Source organism: Brevibacterium sp. Z349TD_9, from assembly GCF_056173565.1.
In genome coordinates this window covers 1,742,445-1,762,267 of sequence record NZ_CM149680.1, presented here as the reverse complement: position 1 = coordinate 1,762,267, position 19,823 = coordinate 1,742,445, and the positions used below count along the sequence as shown (strand labels likewise).

The 19,823-nt window shown below is 67.6% G+C and carries 14 protein-coding genes; 4 read left to right on the top strand and 10 right to left on the bottom strand.

Annotated elements, in window-relative coordinates; genetic code table 11:
• Positions 1-68: 68 nt before the first annotated feature.
• On the bottom strand, positions 69-2,990 hold the full coding sequence (locus AC0VYB_RS07965; RefSeq protein WP_223289861.1) for an Rne/Rng family ribonuclease: 2,922 nt from the start codon (positions 2,988-2,990) through the stop codon (positions 69-71).
• Between the two features lie 303 nt (positions 2,991-3,293).
• On the opposite strand from AC0VYB_RS07965, the gene AC0VYB_RS07960 reads away from it, so the two are divergent.
• A complete protein-coding gene (locus AC0VYB_RS07960; RefSeq protein ID WP_009375419.1) occupies positions 3,294-3,956 on the top strand; it encodes a vitamin K epoxide reductase family protein in 663 nt (220 codons plus the stop codon).
• A gap of 174 nt (positions 3,957-4,130) precedes the next feature.
• On the opposite strand, the gene ndk is transcribed toward AC0VYB_RS07960, so the two are convergent.
• The 6 genes from ndk to AC0VYB_RS07930 all read right to left on the bottom strand — a co-directional run bounded on the left by ndk (position 4,131) and on the right by AC0VYB_RS07930 (position 11,915).
• The gene (ndk, locus tag AC0VYB_RS07955; RefSeq protein ID WP_063249784.1) at positions 4,131-4,544 is read right to left on the bottom strand and encodes a nucleoside-diphosphate kinase; all 414 of its coding nucleotides are present in this window, start codon (positions 4,542-4,544) and stop codon (positions 4,131-4,133) included.
• 67 nt (positions 4,545-4,611) lie between these two features.
• The gene (locus tag AC0VYB_RS07950) at positions 4,612-4,977 is read right to left on the bottom strand and encodes a DUF4233 domain-containing protein (RefSeq protein ID WP_063249782.1); all 366 of its coding nucleotides are present in this window, start codon (positions 4,975-4,977) and stop codon (positions 4,612-4,614) included.
• Complete coding sequence (locus AC0VYB_RS07945; protein ID WP_063249781.1) at positions 4,974-6,344, bottom strand: bifunctional folylpolyglutamate synthase/dihydrofolate synthase; 1,371 nt, start codon at positions 6,342-6,344, stop codon at positions 4,974-4,976. Before AC0VYB_RS07945 ends, AC0VYB_RS07950 begins: the two co-directional genes overlap by 4 nt.
• Entirely contained in the window at positions 6,341-9,619 is a 3,279-nt protein-coding gene (gene ileS, locus AC0VYB_RS07940) for an isoleucine--tRNA ligase (RefSeq protein WP_063249779.1), read from the bottom strand. The genes AC0VYB_RS07945 and ileS overlap by 4 nt, the downstream gene beginning before the upstream one ends.
• A gap of 357 nt (positions 9,620-9,976) precedes the next feature.
• Positions 9,977-10,732 (bottom strand): SDR family oxidoreductase, encoded by a 756-nt coding sequence (locus AC0VYB_RS07935; RefSeq protein ID WP_063249777.1) that lies wholly within the window; start codon positions 10,730-10,732, stop codon positions 9,977-9,979.
• Between the two features lie 91 nt (positions 10,733-10,823).
• Positions 10,824-11,915, bottom strand: coding sequence for an acyltransferase (locus tag AC0VYB_RS07930; RefSeq protein ID WP_475385120.1), 1,092 nt, complete (start codon positions 11,913-11,915; stop codon positions 10,824-10,826).
• A gap of 129 nt (positions 11,916-12,044) precedes the next feature.
• Here AC0VYB_RS07930 and valS point away from each other — a divergent pair, with 129 nt between their 5' ends.
• The 3 genes from valS (at position 12,045) to AC0VYB_RS07915 (ending at position 16,427) form a co-directional block, all read left to right on the top strand.
• Positions 12,045-14,690, top strand: a complete 2,646-nt coding sequence (gene valS / locus AC0VYB_RS07925) for a valine--tRNA ligase (protein ID WP_119296279.1) — start codon at positions 12,045-12,047, stop codon at positions 14,688-14,690.
• 192 nt (positions 14,691-14,882) lie between these two features.
• The gene (locus AC0VYB_RS07920) at positions 14,883-15,572 is read left to right on the top strand and encodes an AIM24 family protein (protein WP_009375398.1); all 690 of its coding nucleotides are present in this window, start codon (positions 14,883-14,885) and stop codon (positions 15,570-15,572) included.
• 447 nt (positions 15,573-16,019) lie between these two features.
• A complete protein-coding gene (locus tag AC0VYB_RS07915) occupies positions 16,020-16,427 on the top strand; it encodes an SRPBCC family protein (RefSeq protein ID WP_095375859.1) in 408 nt (135 codons plus the stop codon).
• Positions 16,428-16,533: 106 nt separating this feature from the next.
• Here the strand turns inward: AC0VYB_RS07915 and AC0VYB_RS07910 are convergent, their stop codons facing one another.
• The 3 genes from AC0VYB_RS07910 to clpX all read right to left on the bottom strand — a co-directional run bounded on the left by AC0VYB_RS07910 (position 16,534) and on the right by clpX (position 19,753).
• Positions 16,534-16,770: a hypothetical protein gene (locus AC0VYB_RS07910; RefSeq protein ID WP_063249765.1), complete on the bottom strand. Its 237-nt coding sequence runs from the start codon at positions 16,768-16,770 to the stop codon at positions 16,534-16,536.
• Positions 16,771-17,164: 394 nt separating this feature from the next.
• On the bottom strand, positions 17,165-18,451 hold the full coding sequence (locus AC0VYB_RS07905; protein ID WP_095375858.1) for an MFS transporter: 1,287 nt from the start codon (positions 18,449-18,451) through the stop codon (positions 17,165-17,167).
• Between the two features lie 15 nt (positions 18,452-18,466).
• Positions 18,467-19,753, bottom strand: a complete 1,287-nt coding sequence (gene clpX, locus AC0VYB_RS07900) for an ATP-dependent Clp protease ATP-binding subunit ClpX (protein WP_095375857.1) — start codon at positions 19,751-19,753, stop codon at positions 18,467-18,469.
• Positions 19,754-19,823: the final 70 nt, after the last annotated feature.

Genomic DNA, 19,823 nt, shown 5'->3' with positions numbered 1-19,823 from the left:
ACCAGCCGGTGGGGCGCTTCTCTGTGCGCGGTGCCGATTGCCGACGGTGCGGAGTCGGCGGTTCGGCCTCAGTCCTCGCCGATGATGACGAACGAGGTCGGCAGGGACTCCTGCGGGGCCTCGGCGGGCTTGTCCTTCTTCACCGGAGCCTTGCGCCGAGGTGCCGGCTCCTCAGCGGCCACCGCGACCTTCGTCGTGGTGTCGGCACCGATCATCAGCGGCAGCTCTCCTGCCGGCTGCTCGGGCTCAGCTGCCGACGGTGCAGACTGTGCGAGCGACTCCGACTCGGTTTCCGTCGGCGGCTCGGGCTGGGCCTCCTCGGCCGTGGACCCGGCCTTCGCGTCGTTCGTCGACTCGGCGTCGCGCGCGGACTTCGTCGACCGCTTCCGTCCCCGCGACTTCGATCGGCCCTCGGACTTCCGCTCGGACCGGTTCGGCTGAGACTCCGAGACCTCGGACGGCTGCTGCGCGTCCGCCTCGGTCTCGTCGTCCTTCTTCAGGGTCGCCTTGGCGATCGCGGCGACCGCGGAGCGGGAGGCCTCATTGGCCGCCGCATCCGACTGCGTCTCGGTCTCGGTCGACTTCGCCGACGATCGGCGCTTGCGGTCGCGCTTGCCGCCGGTCTCCGAGTTCGACGATCGTCCGCCGCGGTGGGCCTTCGAACCGTCCTCCTCCGAACCGGGCAGGAGCAGCCCGCGTCCGCTGAGGTCGGCACCGGCGGAGACCATCGACTCGGCCAGACCGGTGCCGATGCGCTTGCGCGTCATCTGGACGAGACCGAGCGAGGTCACCTCGGCGACCTGATGCTTCGTCCGGTCGCGACCGAGGCATTCGACGAGACGGCGCACGACGAGGTCGCGATTGGATTCGAGGACCATGTCGATGAAGTCGACGACGATGATGCCGCCGATGTCGCGCAGGCGCAGCTGGCGGATGACCTCCTCGGCGGCTTCGAGGTTGTTCCTCGTCACGGTCTCCTCAAGGTTGCCGCCGGCACCGGTGAACTTTCCGGTGTTGACGTCGATGACCGTCATCGCCTCGGTGCGGTCGATGACGAGCGAACCGCCCGAGGGCAGGTTGACGGTGCGGTTGAGCGCCTTCTGGATCTGCTCCTCGACCCGGTAGTGGTCGAAGATCCCATCGTCCTCGGAGTACCGGTGGACCCGGTCGAGGAGGTCGGGGGCGACGGCTTCGACGTACTCGTGGATGGTGTTCCACGCGCCGTCGCCGTCGATGACGAGCGAGTTGAAGTCCTCGTTGAAGACGTCGCGGATGATGCGCACGATCATGTCCGGCTCGCTGTAGAGCAGCTGCGGGGCGAGCACCTTCGTCGACTTCGACTTCTTCTCGATGGTCTCCCACCGCTTCGTCAGGCGTTCGACGTCCCGGCTGAGTTCCTTGTCGGTCGCGCCTTCGGCTGCGGTGCGGACGATGACGCCGTTGGAGTCGCCGACGAGCTCTTTGAGCAGCTTCTTCAAGCGGGCGCGTTCGACGTCGGGCAGCTTGCGGGAGATGCCGGTCATCGAGTTCCCGGGCACGTAGACGAGGAAGCGTCCCGGCAGGGAGATCTGACTCGTCAGACGGGCACCCTTGTGCCCGACCGGATCCTTCGTCACCTGGACGAGCACGGAGTCGCCGGGGCTGAGCGCCGTCTCGATCCGACGGGCCTTGCCGTCCATACCGAGGGCGTCCCAGTTGACCTCACCGGCGTAGAGCACGGCGTTGCGGCCCTTGCCGATGTCGATGAACGCCGCCTCCATGCTCGGGAGCACGTTCTGGACCTTGCCGAGGTAGACGTTGCCGATGAGCGAGGACTGCTGGCGGTTCTCCTTGAGATAGTGCTCGACGGCGATGCCGTCCTCGACGACGACGAGCTGGGTCTGGTCGCCGCTCTCGCGCACGAGCATCGTGCGATCGACGGACTCGCGGCGGGCGAGGAACTCGGCTTCGGTGATGACCGGGCGACGGCGTCCGGCCTCACGGCCCTCCTTGCGGCGCTGACGCTTGGCCTCGAGGCGGGTCGAGCCCTTGAGCGAGGTGACCTCGTCGCCGTCGGACCCGCGCGAGCGGGAACGGCGACGGCGGCGACGGCGCGAACCGCCGTCCTCGTCATCGTCGTCGGAGTCGCCGGTCCTGTCCTTCGGCGAGTCCTCATTCGCCTCGGCCTTCTCGGACCTCTCCGACTTCTCGGACTCCTCACGCTCGGAGCTCTTCTCCGCCCTGCCGCCACGGCGCTTCGACCGGGAGGGACGCTCGTCCTCATCCTCGGTCTGCTCGGACTCAGCGTCGTCACGGGCGTCGCCGTCATCGTCGCGGCTGCGCGAGCGGCGGCCGCGGCCGCCGCGGCGACGGCGCCGTCCGCCGGACTCGGAGTCCTCGTCCCGGTCGCTGCGGTCGTCGTCGCTGCGGTCGTCGTCGTTGCGCGAGTCCCGGTCCTCGGCGAGGTCGTCGTCCTCATCGTCGTAGTCGTCATCGACCGTGACGACCTCGGCGAGTTCGGCCTGGGGCACCTGGAAGATCAGGCCGCCGTGCTGCGGAACGGCGGGGGCAGGGCGGCTCGCGGGTTCGGCCGGCTGCGGGGCGGCGGGAGCGGCGAAGGGGTTGCGGGGATCGAATGCGGGCGCCTGCGGGCGGGCCGGTGCATGGGCGGCGTCCTCCTCGGCGTCGGCGTCGGACTCGGATCCGTCCGACCCGGTGCGATCCGTCTCGCGGACGAACTCCTCGAAGACGAGCCCGCGGTTGGCCACCGCCTCACGGGCCCGCTTCGGGCCGCGACGGCTGCGGGGGCGGGAGTCCTCGCCGTCCTCGTCGGGGTTCTCCCGCAGGGAGCCTGCCGCATCGGCGAGGCTGTCGAGCTCTTCGCGCACCTTGTCGTCGACCTGGTGGTCGGCGCTGCGCGCGGCATTCGCGGACTCCTGCAGATCGGCGAGATCGGCGAGGATGCCCTCAGTGGCATCCGATGTGCCGTTGTCGTTCGTCGAATCGTTCATGATCACTCCTGGACCGGTGTCTCCGTCCACACCACACGGATGACCGGTGTCCTGCATGGCCCGTGTCGGGCCGAAACCTGTGGATGTCATCCCGGGCTCGCGCTCAGCGCGTTGGCTCAGGATGCTGCCTCATCTTCGTGTCGACCTGCGAGGCCGTTCCCTCGACTCGGTGGAGGCACGTCTCCCGCCCGGTGTGAGGGCGAGTATCCGTCGCACCATTATGTCACAGTTTCTCCTGTCATCTGCGGTGCGAGGGGCTGTGCGCGGTTTGCCGCGGACCCCGCGGGCAGGCATGCTTGAGGGGTGAACACCGCACACGCGCCCGCAGACGACGACCTGGCCGACGACATCGCTCCAGCAGCACCGACGAGGTCGTGGGTGCTGCGGCCGACGGCCTTGGGGATCTTCCTCATCGTCGGCTCCGTCATCGGCTTCCTCGCCTCCTTCGCCCTCGCCGTCGAGAAGTACGAGAAGCTCGAGAACCCCGAAGCGGCGCTCTCGTGCGACCTCAACCCGTTCTTCTCGTGCGGTTCGGTCATGGAGTGGCCGCAGAGCCAGCTCTTCGGCTTCCCCAATCAGCTCATCGGCGTCGCCGCGTTCATCTTCCCGCTCCTCCTCGGCGTCCTCCTCGTCGCGAAGGCGCGGATCCCCGCCTGGGTGATGATCGGGCTCAACATCGGCCTCGCCCTCGGCGTCGCCCTCGTCATGTTCCTCTTCTACACCTCGATCTACGTCATCGGCGTCGGCTGCCCGTGGTGCATGGTCGTGTGGACCGTGACGATCCCGATGTTCTGCGCCGTCACCGCTCACAACGCCCTGGCCGGCAGCTTCGGTCGCGGCGTGCGCGACAGTGCGATCGTCCGGGTGCTCGCGAAGGAGAACATCGCGATCGCCGTCGTCTGGCTGCTCATCATCGCCTTCTGCGTCGTCGTCCAGTTCTGGAACTTCTTCTCGACGCTTCTCTGAGTTCCGGTCCCTCCTCTGGGTCCCAGGCCCCTTCTGGGTCCCAGTCCCCCGCCGAGGCGGTCGTCCCTCCTCCAGGTCCCGTTTCCCCGTCGATGGTCGGGTGCGGACCCCAGACAGCAACGTGCCCCGCAGGTCGGCTGACCTGCGGGGCGCTCTCGTCTCGGCGGACCCGGCTCAGTTGGGGAACCAGATGCCGATCTCGCGCTCGGCCGACTCCGGGGAGTCGGAGCCGTGGACGAGGTTCTTCTGCACCTTCTCGCCCCAGTCGCGGCCGAGGTCGCCGCGGATCGTGCCGGGGGCGGCCGCCGTCGGGTCGGTCGCCCCGGCCAGAGAGCGGAAGCCGGGGATGACGCCCTGCCCGGAGGCGATGATCGAGACGATCGGGCCCTCGGACATGAAGTCGACGAGCGGCTGGTAGAACGGCTTGCCCTCATGCTCGGCGTAGTGGGCGGCGAGTTCCTCGGCGGTGGCGGTGCGCAGGCTCAGCGCATCGATCGTGTAGCCCTTGGCCTCGATGCGGGAGAGGATCTGTCCGACGAGTCCCCGGGCGACTCCGTCGGGCTTGATGAGGATGAGCGTGCGTTCCATTCCGGTCCTTCCGGTCGATGAGATCAACGTTGGACAGTGTACCCGGGCGGTTCCCGGCGATGACCGCTCACGCGCGTTCGGCGACCTCGCGGTCGATGCGCGCCGACCAGTAGACGGCCACGGCGTACATCGCGACGAAGATGGCCGCGACGAAGAACATCGCCGGAATGACGAAGCCGGTGGCCACGAGGAGCACCTGGACGAGCCACCCGATCGCCGCCCCGGGGCGGCGCTGCCCGATCTGCCGCGGCAGGAGGACGACGGCGACGATCGCGACGACGGCGATGATCGAGGCGCCGACGAGCAGCTGGGTGAGTGTGAGCGTGCCGTTGGTCTTCACCGTCAGTCCGTACGCGGTCAGTGCCGCGAAGTAGACGACGACGAGTTCGCAGATGAGGATCGACCCGGCGAGCACGGGGTACTTCGACTTCATTCGGCCTCCTCCCGTCCCAGCAGCAGGCGGGCCTCGGCGACGGTGTAGAGCGAGCCGGTGACGACGACGCCGGGGCGCTCCGCATCGGCGGCGGCGACGAGGTCGAGGGCCTTCATCAGGGCCGCGTTGAGGTCGGGGGCGGTGAGGACGGCGTCCTCGTCGACCCATTCCCGGGCCGCCTCGGCGAGGGTGTCGATGTCGAGGGCCCGGTCGCTCACCGGGGCGGTGACGACGAAGGCGTCCGCGGACCGGTGGAGGGCCTCGAGCACCCCGTGGACGTCCTTGTCGGCGAGCATGCCGAGGACGATGACGGTGTAGTCGAAGTCGAACGCCTCGGCGATCGTCTCGGCGAGCACCGCTGCGGCGTCGGGGTTGTGGGCCCCGTCGACGAGGACCGCGGGTCCGGTGCGCACGAGTTCGGCGCGTCCGGGCGAGGTGACATGGGAGAGTCCTTCGGCGACGGTGTCGCGGTCGAGGGGTTTGTCCTCATCGCCGAGGAACGTCTCCGCGGCGACGAGGGCGACGGCGGCGTTGTGCGCCTGATGCTCCCCGTGCAAGGGCAGGAAGAGGTCCGAGTAGACGTCGCGCAGACCCTGGACCGTGATGAGCTGGCCGTCGACGGCGCGCTGGCGCTCGAGGAGGCGGAAGTTCCGGTCCTCGACGAGGGTGGGCACGCTGCGTTCGGCGGCTTCGGCATCGAGGACGGTCAGCGCCTCGTCCTCCTGGAGGGCGATGACGGCGGTCGGCTCGGGGGCAGGGCTGGGATCGACGGTGCGGTCGAGGATGCCCGCCTTCGTCCGGGCGATCTCTGCCAGCGTGTCGCCGAGGAACGCCTGATGGTCCATGCCGATGCGCGTGAACACGCAGACCTCGGCATCGGCGACGTTGGTCGAGTCCCACTCCCCTCCCATGCCGACCTCGGCGACGACGACATCGACGGGAGCGTCGGCGAAGATCGCGAACGCGAGGATCGTGAGCACCTCGAAGTAGGTGAGGGTCGCCCGGCCCGCCTCGGCGAGTTCGGCGTCGACGATGTCGAGGTACGGGGCGATCTCGTCGAAGATCCGCACGAAGTCCTCATCGGCGACCGGGTGGCCGTCGACGGAGACCCGCTCGGTCACCGAATGCAGGTGGGGGCTGGTGAAGCGTCCCACCCGCAGGTCGTGGGCGGTGAGGATCGCATCGATCATCCGCGCCGTCGACGTCTTGCCGTTCGTCCCGGTCACCGTGATGACCGGCGCTGCCCGGTGGATGTCGCCGAGGAGTTCGACGGCGCGCTTGGTCGCGTCGAGGCGGACCTCGACCTGGGTCTCCCCTGCCCGGGTGAGCAGGGTCGCGTACACCCGGGTGAGCTCGTCGGCGCTCATGCCCGCACCACCGAGATCCGGGTGCCCGAGGGAAGCTCCTCGGGGGCGAAGACCTCGGCGGCCCCATCGAGGGACGCGAAGTCGAGCCCGGTGGCCAGGGTCTCTGCGCTGATGAGGTCCCGGTGGGCGCCGAGCGCCTCGGCGACGGAGTCCTCGGCCTCGATGACGACGGTGATCCTGTCGGCGACGTTGAGGTCGAGCTGCTTGCGGATGCCCTGGATCGCGCGCACGGTGTCACGGGCCACGCCCTCGGCCTCGAGCTCCGGGGTGACCCGGGTGTCGAGGGCGAGGAAGCCCGAGTCGAGGGCGGCGAGCTCCATGCCGTCGGAGCCGGATTCGGCCACCGACTCGAGCGTGTACTCGCCTTCGACGAGGTCGACTCCCCCGCTCGTCACGGTGCCGTCGGCGCCGACCGACCAGTCCCCGGTCTTCGAGCCCTTGATCGCGGCCTGGACCTGCTTGCCCAGACGCGGTCCCGCGGCACGGGCGTTGACGACGAGGTTCTGGGTGAGCGAGAAGCCTGCTGCCTCCGCCTCGGCGAGGTCGAGCGATTCGACCTCCCGCACGTTGAGCTCATCGGCGATGATCGCGGTGAACTCGGACCCCAGATGCTCGCCGCTGGCGACGACGAGGCGGCTGAGCGGCAGGCGCACCCGCAGGCGGTTGGCCTTGCGCACCGACGAGGCGGTCGAACTGATGTCGCGGGTGAGATCCATCGCGGCGACGAGGTCGGCGTCGGCCGGGAACTCGGAGGCATCCGGGTAGTCCTCGAGGTGGACGGAGCGGTTGCCGGTGAGTCCGCGGTAGATCTCCTCGACCGTGAACGGCAGCAGCGGGGCTGCGACTCGGCAGAAGGCCTCGAGGCACGTGTAGAGGACGTCGAAGGTCTCATGCGTCTCGGCGCCGCCGTCCCAGAAGCGGCGCCGGGACCGGCGCACGTACCAGTTGGTGAGCATGTCGAGGTAGCTGCGGACGATCTCGCAGGCCGCCCACACGTCGAAGTCGTCCATCGCCGCAGCGAAGTCGACGATGAGGTCATGGGTCTTCGCGAGCAGGTAGCGGTCGAGGACCTGGGTGGAGTCGAAGCGCTTCTGCGCGCGGTAGCCGCTGCGATCCTCGCCGGCATCCCCTCCCGCGGCGTCGGCCGTGTTGGAGTACGTCGCGAAGAACTGCCATGTGTTCCACAGCGGGAGGACGACCTGGCGCACGGCATCGCGGATGCCCTGCTCGGTGACGACGAGGTTGCCGCCGCGCAGGATGGACGAGGCCATGAGGAACCAGCGCATCGCATCCGAGCCGTCGCGGTCGAAGACCTCGTTGACGTCGGGGTAGTTGCGCAGGGACTTCGACATCTTCTGCCCGTCGGAGCCGAGCACGATGCCGTGGGAGATGACGTTGCGGAAGGCCGGACGGTCGAAGATCGCGGTAGCGAGGACGTGGAGGAGGTAGAACCATCCGCGGGTCTGGCCGATGTACTCGACGATGAAGTCCGCCGGGAAGTGGTTGTCGAACCATTCGGCGTTCTCGAACGGGTAGTGGACCTGGGCGTAGCTCATCGACCCCGAGTCGAACCACACGTCGAAGATCTCCGGGATCCGGCGCATCGTCGACTTCCCCGTCGGGTCGTCGGGGTTCGGGCGGGTGAGGTCGTCGACCCACGGCCGGTGGAGGTCGACCTCGCCCCTGTCGTTGACCGGGAGGCGGCCGAAGTCGGCTTCGATCTCCGCGAGCGAGCCGTAGACGTCGGTGCGGGGGTAGGAGGGATCGTCGGAGATCCACACCGGGATCGGCGACCCCCAGAAGCGGTTGCGCGAGATCGACCAGTCGCGGGCGTTCTCGAGCCACTTGCCGAACTGGCCGTACTTGACGTTCTCGGGCACCCAGTTGATCTGCTCGTTGAGTTCGACCATGCGGTCCTTGAACTCGGTGACGCGGACGAACCAGGACGACACGGCCCGGTAGATGAGCGGGTTGCGGCAACGCCAGCAGTGCGGGTACGAGTGCTCGTAGCTCTCGTGGCGCACGAGCAGGGCGTTGCGGCCGGCGAGCGGGCCGGTGTGGTCGCGCAGGTCGCGGATGATCTGACGGTTGGCGTCGAAGACCTGCTGTCCCTCGTAGTCGGGGACGGTCGAGTCGAAGAGGCCCGCGTCGTCGACGGGGCGCACGGCGAGGATGCCGTAGGAATCGGTGAGCTCCTTGTCCTCCTCACCGAAGGCCGGCGACTGGTGGACGATGCCGGTGCCGTCCCCTGTGGTGACGAAGTCGGCGGAGAGGATCGTGTGCATCCGCTGCCCGTAGTCGTCCTGGCGCGCCTCGAAGTAGGGGAACGGCGGTTCGTACTCGCGTCCGACGAGCTCGCCGGCGGGGAACGTGCGCAGTATCTCCGGGTTCTCCCCGAGTTCACGGGCGTAGGCGCTCAGGCGCGCCTCGGCGAGGATGAGGGTCTTGCCCTGGAGTTCGGGCGCACCGTCGTCACCGGCGACGACGGCGACGAGCGGGATCTCCGGGTTGACGGCCACGGCCTGGTTCGACGGCACCGTCCACGGGGTCGTCGTCCAGATGAGGACCCATTCGTCGGCGTCTGAGAGCTTGTACCCGATCGTCACCGCCGGGTCCTGACGCATCTTGTAGACGTCGTCGTCCATCCGCAGCTCGTGGCTCGAGAGCGGGGTCTGGTCCTTCCAGCAGTAGGGCAGGACGCGGTAGCCCTCGTAGACGAGGCCCTTGTCCCAGAGCTGCTTGAACGCCCAGATGACGCTCTCCATGTAGTTGACGTCGAGCGTCTTGTAGTCGTTGTCGAAGTCGACCCAGCGTCCCTGGCGGGTGACGTACTCCTCCCACTCCTTCGTATAGCGCAGCACGGAGGCGCGGCACGCGTCGTTGAAGGCGGCGAGTCCCATCCGGCCGATCTCGGACTTGTCGGTGATGCCGAGCTGGCGTTCGGCCTCGAGCTCGGCGGGCAGGCCGTGGGTGTCCCAGCCGAACCGGCGGTCGACCTTCTTGCCCCGCATCGTCTGGAACCGCGGCACGACGTCCTTGACGTATCCGGTGAGGAGGTGACCGTAGTGGGGCAGGCCGTTGGCGAAGGGAGGGCCGTCGTAGAAGACGAACTCGTTCGAGCCGTTCTCGCCCGGGTCGCGCTCGTCGATCGAGGCCTGGAAGGTGTCGTCCTGCTTCCAGTACTCGAGCACGGCGCGCTCGATCTCCGGGAAGTTCGGGGAGGCGCTGAGGCCGAAGGCGGAGGTCGAGACCTTGGGGTAGAGCGGTTGCGTCATGAGCGTCCTTGTGCGTAGCAGCGGTCACGTGCCGCGAGGACGACATCACTGCCGCGGTACCACCCCGCTTATCCGTTCGCACCGCGGGGCGGCGGCGAGCGGATCGCTCATCGGCGGACGATGACGGGTCCAACCGTCCGGGTCTAATGGGCGAGGTCGACCGTCGAGGCGGTCGGAGTCGCTGTTCTTCCGGATGCTCCCCGGTGATGGCCGGATCATCGCAGTCCCGATTCTATACCCTGTCCGCAGCCCCGGACCACCCGCCGGGTGCCGGGCGGCGCCGGGCGCCCGGCGGGCGGTGCGGACTGCGCTGCGGGCAGCGCGGAGACGGCGCTGTGGGCGGTGTGCTCTCCCTTCTCAGAGCCCCTTGTTCCGGGCGACCTTGTGCTGGGCTGCCTGGGCGATGGGGCGGATGACCATGAGGTCGACGTTGAAGTGGTGCGGTCGGGTGAGGGTCCACACCACGGCGTCGGCGACGTCTTCGGCCGTGAGCGGGTTCTCGACCCCTTCGTAGACCTTGCCTGCGCGTTCGGCGTCTCCCCCGACGCGTTTGAGCGTGAACTCGTCGGTGGCGACCATGCCCGGGGCGATCTCGATGACGCGCACCGGCTCACCGGCGAGTTCGAGGCGCAGGGTCGCGGCGATCGAGTGCGTGCCGTGCTTGGCGGCGACGTACCCTCCGCCGCCCTCGTAGGCCTGATGGCCCGCGGTCGAGGACATGACGACGATGTCGCCGCGGCCCGATGAGATGAGAGCGGGCAGGAACGCCTGGACGACGCGGAGGACGCCGAGGACGTTGATGTCGAACATGTCCCGCCACCCCTCGACCGAGGCCTCAGCGACGGTGTCGGTGCCGTACGCGGCTCCTGCGTTGGCGACGAGGGCATGGACGGGTCCGCCGGCGAGCACCTCGGCAGCCATCGCGGCCACGGCTGCGTCGTCGGTGAGGTCGGCGACGATCATGCTCGCCCCGGTCTCCTCGGCCAGGGCGGAGAGCCTGTCCTCGCGTCTGGCCACGGCGACGACGTCCCAACCCTGTTCCCGCAGGTCACGCACGGTGGCCGCGCCGATGCCCGAGCTCGCTCCTGTCACCACTGCCCGCAGTGCGCTCATCTCTTCCCACTCCTCTGTGCTCGCTGACTGACTGTGGGGCCAGTCTACGAGTCGTGACGGGGGCGGGGCTGGGACGATCCGGTGTGCGGGACTAGGCCGAGCGCCTCGGCGGTGGTGAGGGGTTGCGGGGAGCGCCTTCGCCGAAGACGGCACGGACTCCGGGGATCTTCACCGCCACCCATGTGATCGCGACGCAGATGACGGTGTAGACGACGGGCATGACGAAGGCGTGGACGAGGACGCCGGGCACGGTCGTCGGCAGGCCGATCTCGTTGCGCAGGGGATAGAGGACGAGGGGGTGGAGGAGGAAGACGCCGAAGGAGTACGGGTAGAACCAGTGGAGGAACCGGAAGCCCGTGCGCATGTAGTGGTGGAGGAGGAAGTAGGCGGCCAGTGAGGCGATGACGACGCCCGGGGACAGGTATTCGTACGGGTAGAGCCACGGCTTCTCGCCTGGTCCGAAACCCGCCCACAGTGCCGTCGTCGCCGTCGCCGCGACGAAGGCGACCCAGGCCCAGACGACGCCGCGGGTGGAGAGCACGACGTCGCGGAGCACCCAACCGAGGATGTAGAAGCCGGCCATCGGCAGGAAGCGGGTGGCGATGTTCGCCTCCCCGACGGAGAAGATCATCGACACGAACTGGTCGACCATGCCGATGCCGAGGAAGATCAGCCCCGTCCCCCATTGGAGGCGCCGCGAGCCGTGGACGCTGAGCAGTCGGAAGAAAGGGGTGAGAAGGGTGAGCCCGGCGAGGACGTAGAGGAAGTAGAGCTGGACGAAGGGTGAGCCGGAGAGGATGGCGAGGAACGCGTTCCAGTCCGAATCGGGCGGCAGCAGGTAGAAGCGTCGGAAGGCGACGTAGACGACCGTCCAGAACACGAGCGGGATGCCGATGCGCCACACGCGTTTGGAGAGGAACTTCCGCGGCTCGGTGCCGCGACGGGGGTCGAGGGCCAGGGCGCCGGAGATCATGATGAACACGGGCACCGACCAGCGGCACGCGGAGTCGATGACGTTCGCGACCCACCAGTCGGGGCCCTGAGCGGCGAAGTTCTCTTCGACGACGGTGCCGAGGGAGTGGATGGCGACGACCGCGACGATGGCGAAGGCGCGGGCCGGATTCATCCAGCCCGTCGAGGTGGGCGGCGGATTCTCTGTTCCGATCTTGTCCAAGGTCGCCATGTCCCCATCGTCTCATCTCCGGACCTGCTCCTGCCGCGGGGCTGGACCGCTCCGCATGCCGGTGAGGCGCACGTGCGGGGGCCGGGACCGGTTTGGCGAGTCGGGGTGCGAGTGAGAAAATCGACAACTATGAACTCACCTGCCTACGGAGACTCGACGCACGAGTCAGTCAGCCTGCCGGACAAGCCGGCCCTCGAAGGACTTCGCGACAAATGGGATGCCGCCTGGAGCGAGTCCGACGTCTATGCGTTCGACGTCGACACCGACCGTGAGCAGGTCTACTCGATCGACACTCCCCCGCCGACGGCGTCGGGATCCCTCCACGTCGGCCACGTCTTCTCCTACACCCAGACCGACATCATCGCCCGCTTCCAGCGGATGCAGGGCAAGAACGTCTTCTATCCTCTCGGCTGGGACGACAACGGCCTGCCGACCGAACGGCGTGTGCAGAACTACTACGGGGTCACCTGCGATCCCTCCCAGCCCTACGATGCCGACTTCGAACCGCCGGCGAAGCCGGCGAAGAACTCCCGGGACTTCGTGCGCGTGTCCCGGCGGAACTTCATCGAACTCTGCGAGCAGCTCTCGGCTGAGGACGAGAAGGTCTTCGAGGACCTCTTCCGCTCCACCGGCCTGTCCGTGGACTGGAAGTACACGTACCGGACGATCGACGACACCTCCCGTGCTGTGAGCCAGCGGGCGTTCCTCGCCGACCTCGCCGGTGGGCATGCGTATTCGCAGGATGCCCCGACGATGTGGGACGTCACCTTCGGCACCGCCGTGGCCCAGGCCGAACTCGAGGACCGGGAGAAGGAGGGCGCCTACCACAAGGTGAGGTTCTTCCCGCAGGGCACTGACGGTCTCGCTGACACCTCGGCCGACCCGATCATCATCCTCACCTCGCGGCCCGAGCTCATCCCCGCTGTCGTCGCCCTCGTGGCCCACCCCGACGACGAGCGCTACCAGCCGCACTTCGGCACGACCTTCGTCTCTCCCCTCTTCGGCGTCGAGGTCGAGGTCAGGGCGCACGAGCTCGCGAAGTCCGACAAGGGCACCGGCATCGCCATGGTCTGCACCTTCGGCGACCTCACCGACGTCACGTGGTGGCGGGAGCTCGACCTGCCCACCCGCGCCGTCGTCAACCGCGCCGGACGGCTCAGCCTCGAGGTGCCCGAGTGGATCGCCGCCTCCCCGAAGCCCGACGCCGTGGCCAACTACGAGCAGCTCGCGGGCAAGACGACGTTCACCGCCCGCAAGGACATCGCGGAGATGCTCAGGGACAGCGGCGACCTCGTCGGGGAGATCGAAGCGATCACCCATCCGGTGCCGTTCTACGAGAAGGGCGACAAGCCGCTCGAGGTCGTCACCTCCCGCCAGTGGTACATCCGCAACGGCGGGCGTTCGGCCGAGCTGCGCAACGAGCTCATCGCCCGCGGGCGGGAGATCGACTGGCACCCCGCGTTCATGCGCTCGCGCTACGAGAACTGGGTGGAGAACCTCAACGGCGACTGGCTCGTGTCCCGGCAGCGCTACTTCGGCGTGCCCATCCCCCTGTGGTACCGCCTCGACGAGGCCGGTGAACCCGACTACGAGAACCCGATCGTTCCCGAGTCGCTGCCCGTCGATCCCATCGCCGAGGTGCCCGCGGGCTTCACCGAGGAGCAGCGCGACCAGCCGGGCGGGTTCTCCGCCGACCCCGATGTCCTCGACACGTGGGCGACGTCGTCGCTGACCCCGCAGCTGCTGGGCAAGTGGAGCCGGGACGAGAAGTTCTTCGAGACCGTCTTCCCGTTCGACCTGCGCCCGCAGGCCCACGACATCATCCGCACGTGGCTCTTCTCGACGATCGTGCGCGCGAACTCTCTCAACGACGCCGCCCCATGGAGGCACGCCGGCCTCTCGGGCTGGATCCTCGACCCCGACCGGAAGAAGATGTCGAAGTCGAAGGGCAACGTCGTCGTCCCCTCCGACATCCTCGCCGAGGCGAAGCCGGGGTTCGGCCCCGACGCGGTGCGCTACTGGGCGGCGAGTGCGAAGCTCGGCGCCGACACGGCCTATGACGTCTCGCAGATGCAGATCGGCAGGCGGCTGGCGATGAAGCTGCTCAACGCCTCGAAGTTCGCTCTCGCCCAGGGTGTCCACGCCGGACTCGTCGGACAGGTCGGTTCGGTCACCCATGACCTCGATCGGGCGCTGCTCGTGCGCCTCGGCGAGGTCACGGCGAGTGCCACCGAGCACATGGCCGCGTACGACTACGCCCACGCCCTGCGCGAGGTCGAGAGCTTCTTCTGGGAGTTCACCGACGACTACGTCGAACTCGTCAAGGACCGCTCGTACGGTGCGGGCACCGAGGAGGATCAGCTCTCCGCCCACGTGACGCTGGCCACGGCCCTCGACGTGCTGCTGCGGCTGTTCGCGCCGATCATGCCCTTCGTCACCGAAGAGGTGTGGTCGTGGTGGCGGACCGGGTCGGTCCACCGTGCACCGTGGCCGGGCAGGGAGCAGCTCATCGATCCGATGGGCTCGGTCGATCCGGGCCTGCTCACCTCGGTGGCGGCTGTGCTCAGCGAGATCCGGCGGGCGAAGACCGAGGCGAAGGTCTCGCAGAAGACTCCGGTGCTCAGTCTCTCGATCGAGGCTCCGGCCCAGATCACCGGGGCCGTCGCCTCGGCGGAGGGCGATCTCAAGGCCGCCGGACGGGTGCAGACGCTCACGACCGACGTCGGCGGGGACGCGATCACCATCTCGGCGATCGAGTTCGAACCGCAGGCCTGAGGGCCGACGCCAGGACGCAGGGCGGAATCGGGGAGCATCCCGGTTCCGCCCTGCGTCGTGTTCGCACCGAATTCACCCGTGTTCCAGAATCACCACATCATTCGCCCGCTCACCGGCGCGGAATCCCTCTACGATTGAGACGACGAAGGAAGGGACACTGGGTCCCTCCTGGTGAGAAAGGCATGACAGACGATGAGAAGTGAGCTCTTTGCCCAGCGCAACGCCGAGGTGCAGAACCGCGACCGTTGGACCCTGCAGTCGAGCAAGATGCTGCGGACCGTGATCACGCCGGACGCGCCGATGATCGCCACGAAGGGCGCCATGGTCGCCTACCAGGGCGACGTCCGCTTCTCCCACCAGGGATCGAAGTCGGTCGGCCAGTTCATGAAGAAGGCCGCGACCGGTGAGGGCGGCAACGTCATGCGCGTCGAAGGCAACGGCGAGGTCTTCTTCGCCCGCGAGGCCTCGAACATCTTCATGATGACCCTTGAGGGCCAGCAGGATGCGCTCACCGTCAACACTGCCAACCTCCTCGCCTTCGACGATGCTCTCGCGTGGGAGATCAAGCGGATCAAGGGCGGCGTCGGCGCGCTCGCCAGCGGATCGGGCCTGTTCAACCTCGAACTCAGCGGCACCGGCACGGCCGCGATCTGCTGCAAGGGCGACCCGATGGTCCTCGACGCATCCCAGCAGCCGACCTTCGTCGACCCGCAGTCGGCCGTGTGCTGGTCCTCCTCGCTCGCCCCGCAGATCAAGACCGACGTCAGCCTTGGATCGTTCTTCGGCCGCGGCTCCGGCGAGTCGATCCAGCTCGCCTTCCACGGCCCGGGCTTCGTCGTCGTCCAGCCGGCAGAGAACGCGGTCTACACGCCCCAGGCCTGACCGCACGGTCGCTTCACCCCACCGCGGGGCCGCGGGCACCGTCGCCCGCGGCCGCGCGGTCATCATCAGCACTCCCCTCGACCCCGGCGCGCTCCCCACCGCGCCTGTCTCCCCACGCCGCGCCGCGCCGCGCCGAAACCTCCGGCCGTCGAATCCACCGTGTGCCGACAATTCATCCCTGCAACCGCACATCATCCCCGCCGGGGCATAACGCCTCGGCAGCTCAGCACGTCAGAGTCTTAGCGGCAGATCCTACGTGTGCCAGGGTTGTTTTTGCGGCCGCACGTATGGGGTACGATCTCGGACTGACGTTGCCAGCGGCCACGACCGGCGTTGCGCGCCGCCACCGACCGATGCTTCGCATGTCGCCCACGCCGAGTGGCGCGTCGCATGTCGCCCACGCCGCGCGGCGCGTCGCCCGGATTCACGACTTCTTGGAGGCCAGCGATGACCGACGATCGCACGATCGACGTCGATCAGTTCCTCACCCATCCGCCCCGCACAGTGTGGCGGGCACTCACCGAACCCGAGATCCTCGCGATGTGGTGGGCGCTCGGCGACGTCGCGCCCGTCGTCGGGCACGCCTTCACCCTCGATATGGGCGGCTTCGGCCAGCAGCCGTGCACCGTCACCCGAGTCGAACCTGAGACCCTCTTCGCTCATACGTACGCCGAGGGCAGTCTTGACTCGACGCTCACCTGGACACTCCACCCCGAAGGCACGGGCACCCGTCTGCACCTCGCTCATTCAGGCCTCGACGTCGATACCCCGATGGGCAGGCAGGCGTTCACCGGGATGGGGGCCGGCTGGCCGCGGGTGCTCGCGAACATGGAGTCCGCCCTCACCGAGGTGTGAGGGAGGCAGCCTCTTATGCGGGGCAGTCGCTCACCGGGCTCGAACTCGAAGTACCCCGGTTGGTCGCACTCCGCCTCTGTCGTGCCAAGTGGCATGTATCGGGTAGTCAGCCGTGCACGGAGTGCCTTTCCGCCCTGTATCTCAGAACGCCATCGATGGCGAGAACAACGGCTCCTCCGACGACGATGAGAACAGGCACCACAGCGCCCATAGAGCTGTTCATTGTGAGCAGCCATCCGAGCAGAGCGAGCGGTATCAGCACCAGCGCTTTGATCCCGAACTTCTTAAGGTGCTCGTTCCTGAGCTCGCCGCTCGACAGAGATTCCTTCCGATCGTGAGTCATACGCACTTCATCGCCTTGATCGCTTTGTGGCGGTCATGGACACGTCGGCTGACCGGCTGACGCGATGTGCGCGGGGCCGATAGCGAGGGAGAGTGCGGCAGCTGCGAAAAGCGTCCCATTCCTGTCCTTTCTTGTGAGGTGTTATGCACCAACGACGCTACATCGATCATTGCCTGCTGGCGGCCCTGTTAAGGAATTGATGAAATATCGACGTCTCATGACAATCGCGCACATCCGCGGGCTTGTCAGGAAAGCGGAGATCTCACCAGCATTGGTTCCACAGGAACGTAATATATCCGCGACCTTCTCATCGATTCGTGTTCGGATATCGCTGTACATCAGCGTTGCTTCTCGCGTCGTCACCCCGAGGCGCACGTCCCCGCGGGGACGTCGGCTACGCCACGGTGCGAAGGTCGTCCGGTCCCCCGCGGTCGACGCTGTAGCGGCGGAACGCCGGGAAGACCGCAGCGCAGATGAGGACGAGGACGATGACGGCGATGCCGCCTCCCGCCGAGGCGATCGTCGTGTTCGTCGCCTCTGCCGCGTAGCCGTGGAGGATGTCCGCGATCCGCGGGCCACCGGCGACGACGACGATGAAGACGCCCTGCATCCGCCCGCGCATGTCATCGCTCGCCGCCTCCTGGAGCATCGTCGAGCGAAACGCCGCGGAGATGATGTCGGCTCCCCCTCCGAGGGCGAGGCCGAAGAGGGCGACGATGAGAGCCGCCGTCCAGAAGCCGGAAGCGAACTCGAGTGAGAAGCCGAAAATCGCCATCGCCGCACCCCAGACGAGGATCGCGACGATGACCGCGAGGCCTTGGCGTTCGACTTTCGACACCCACCCGGAGAAGATGCCCGCCAGAGCACTGCCCGCGGCAAGTGCGGCGAAGAGGAGGGAGAAGACGATGCCGCCCTCCGGGGGCCCGCCGAAGGTCTCGGTCGCGATCTGCGGGAACAGTGCTCGCGGCATCCCGAAGACCATGGCGATGACATCGACGAGAAGGGAGACCATGACGACGGTGTTCGTCCCCAGGTAGCGGAAGCCGTCAACGACGCCCTTGAACCCGGAGCGCGTGTCCGGCTGCTTTCCCGGGATGAGCGCGGGCAGTTTCACCACGGCATAGAGGGTGGTGGCAAGGAAGAGCGCGTCGAGGATGTAGAGCATCTGATACCCGAAGACCGGGATGAGCGCTCCGCCGATGACGGGACCGGCGACCGCTCCCAGGGTCGCGACCGTCATGTTGAGCGAATTCGCCGCCGGCAGGAGCGCGAGCGGCACGATCGTCGGCAGCAGCGCCCCTCGCGCCGGCTGGTTGAGACCGAAGAAGGCCTGTTGGAGTGCGAAGACGCTCAGCAGCAGCCACACATTGTCGATCCGGATGATCGCGAGCACCGCGAGCAGGGCGCTTGTGACGATGAGGCCGGCAGTGGAGACGATGAGGAGCTTGCGCCGATCGACGACGTCGGCGAGCGATCCGCCCCAGAGACCGAAGACGATAAGGGGAACGAGACCGAAGACCCCGCTCAGACCCACGTACCCGGACGAGCCGGTGATGTGGAAGATCTGCGCGGGGATCGCGACAACGGTCATCTGCGCCCCGAGGACGGTGACGATGTTCGCCAGCCACAGCCGGCGGTAGTTGTCGTATCTGAGCGGTCTGGTGTCAGCGAACAGCTTCATCTGCGCGTGACACGCTCAGGCAGATTTCTTGCGCGTCCGCGTCTCTTCCCGAGGAACGAGGGTGGGGGCGACATTGCTCTCGACGACATCCTTGGTCACGACCACCTCGGCGACGTCCTCACGGGAGGGCACGTCGAACATGATCGGCTGGAGGACCTCTTCCATGATCGAGCGCAGTCCGCGCGCACCCGTGCCGCGCAGGAGCGCGAGGTCGGCGATCGCCTCGAGGGCCTCGGTCTCGAAGCTGAGCTCGACGTTGTCGAACTCGAACATCCGCTGGTACTGCTTGACCAGGGCGTTCTTCGGCTCGGTGAGGATCGACATGAGAGCTTCACGGTCGAGGTTGGAGACCGTGGCGAGGACCGGAAGGCGGCCGATGAACTCGGGGATGAGGCCGAACTTGAGGAGATCCTCGGGCAGGATGTCCGCGTAGAGGTCCTCGTCATCGTTCTTCGACTGGAGCAGCGCTCCGAAGCCGATGCCGTGCTTGCCCTTGCGTCCGGCGACGATCTCCTCCATCCCGGCGAAGGCACCGGCGACGATGAAGAGGACGTTCGTCGTGTCGATCTGGAGGAAGTCCTGGTGCGGGTGCTTGCGCCCGCCCTGCGGCGGCACGGAGGCCTGCGTGCCCTCGAGGATCTTCAGCAGCGCCTGCTGCACACCCTCACCGGAGACGTCACGGGTGATCGACGGGTTCTCGGACTTGCGGGCGATCTTGTCGATCTCGTCGATGTAGATGATGCCGTGCTCGGCGCGCTGGATGTCGAAGTCCGCGGCCTGGATGAGCTTGAGGAGGATGTTCTCGACGTCCTCGCCGACGTAGCCGGCTTCGGTCAGGGCGGTCGCGTCGGCGACGGCGAAGGGGACGTTAAGGCGCTTGGCCAGGGTCTGGGCGAGATAGGTCTTGCCGGAGCCGGTGGGCCCGACGAGGAGGATGTTCGACTTCGAGATCTCGACGTCGGACTCGGACGACCCGAGCGTCTTCGCATCGTCACTGCCCTGGAGGGCGCGGATGCGCTTGTAGTGGTTGTACACGGCGACCGAGAGGGCCTTCTTCGCCGGATCCTGTCCGACGACGTACTCGTGGAGGAAGTCGAAGATCTCCCGCGGCTTGGGCAGTTCGAGCTCGGCATGGTCGGCCGTCGACTCGCTCAGCTCCTCTTCGATGATCTCGTTGCACAGGCCGATGCATTCATCGCAGATGTACACCCCAGGTCCGGCGATGAGCTTCCGAACCTGCTTCTGTGATTTGCCACAGAAGTTGCATTTGAGCAGATCTGCTCCGTCCGCACTGCGAGCCACTGTCACAACCTTTCGCCAGGGCACTTGGCCCCAACTCTACCGCTCGTGTTTCCTGTACCTCAATAGCTTC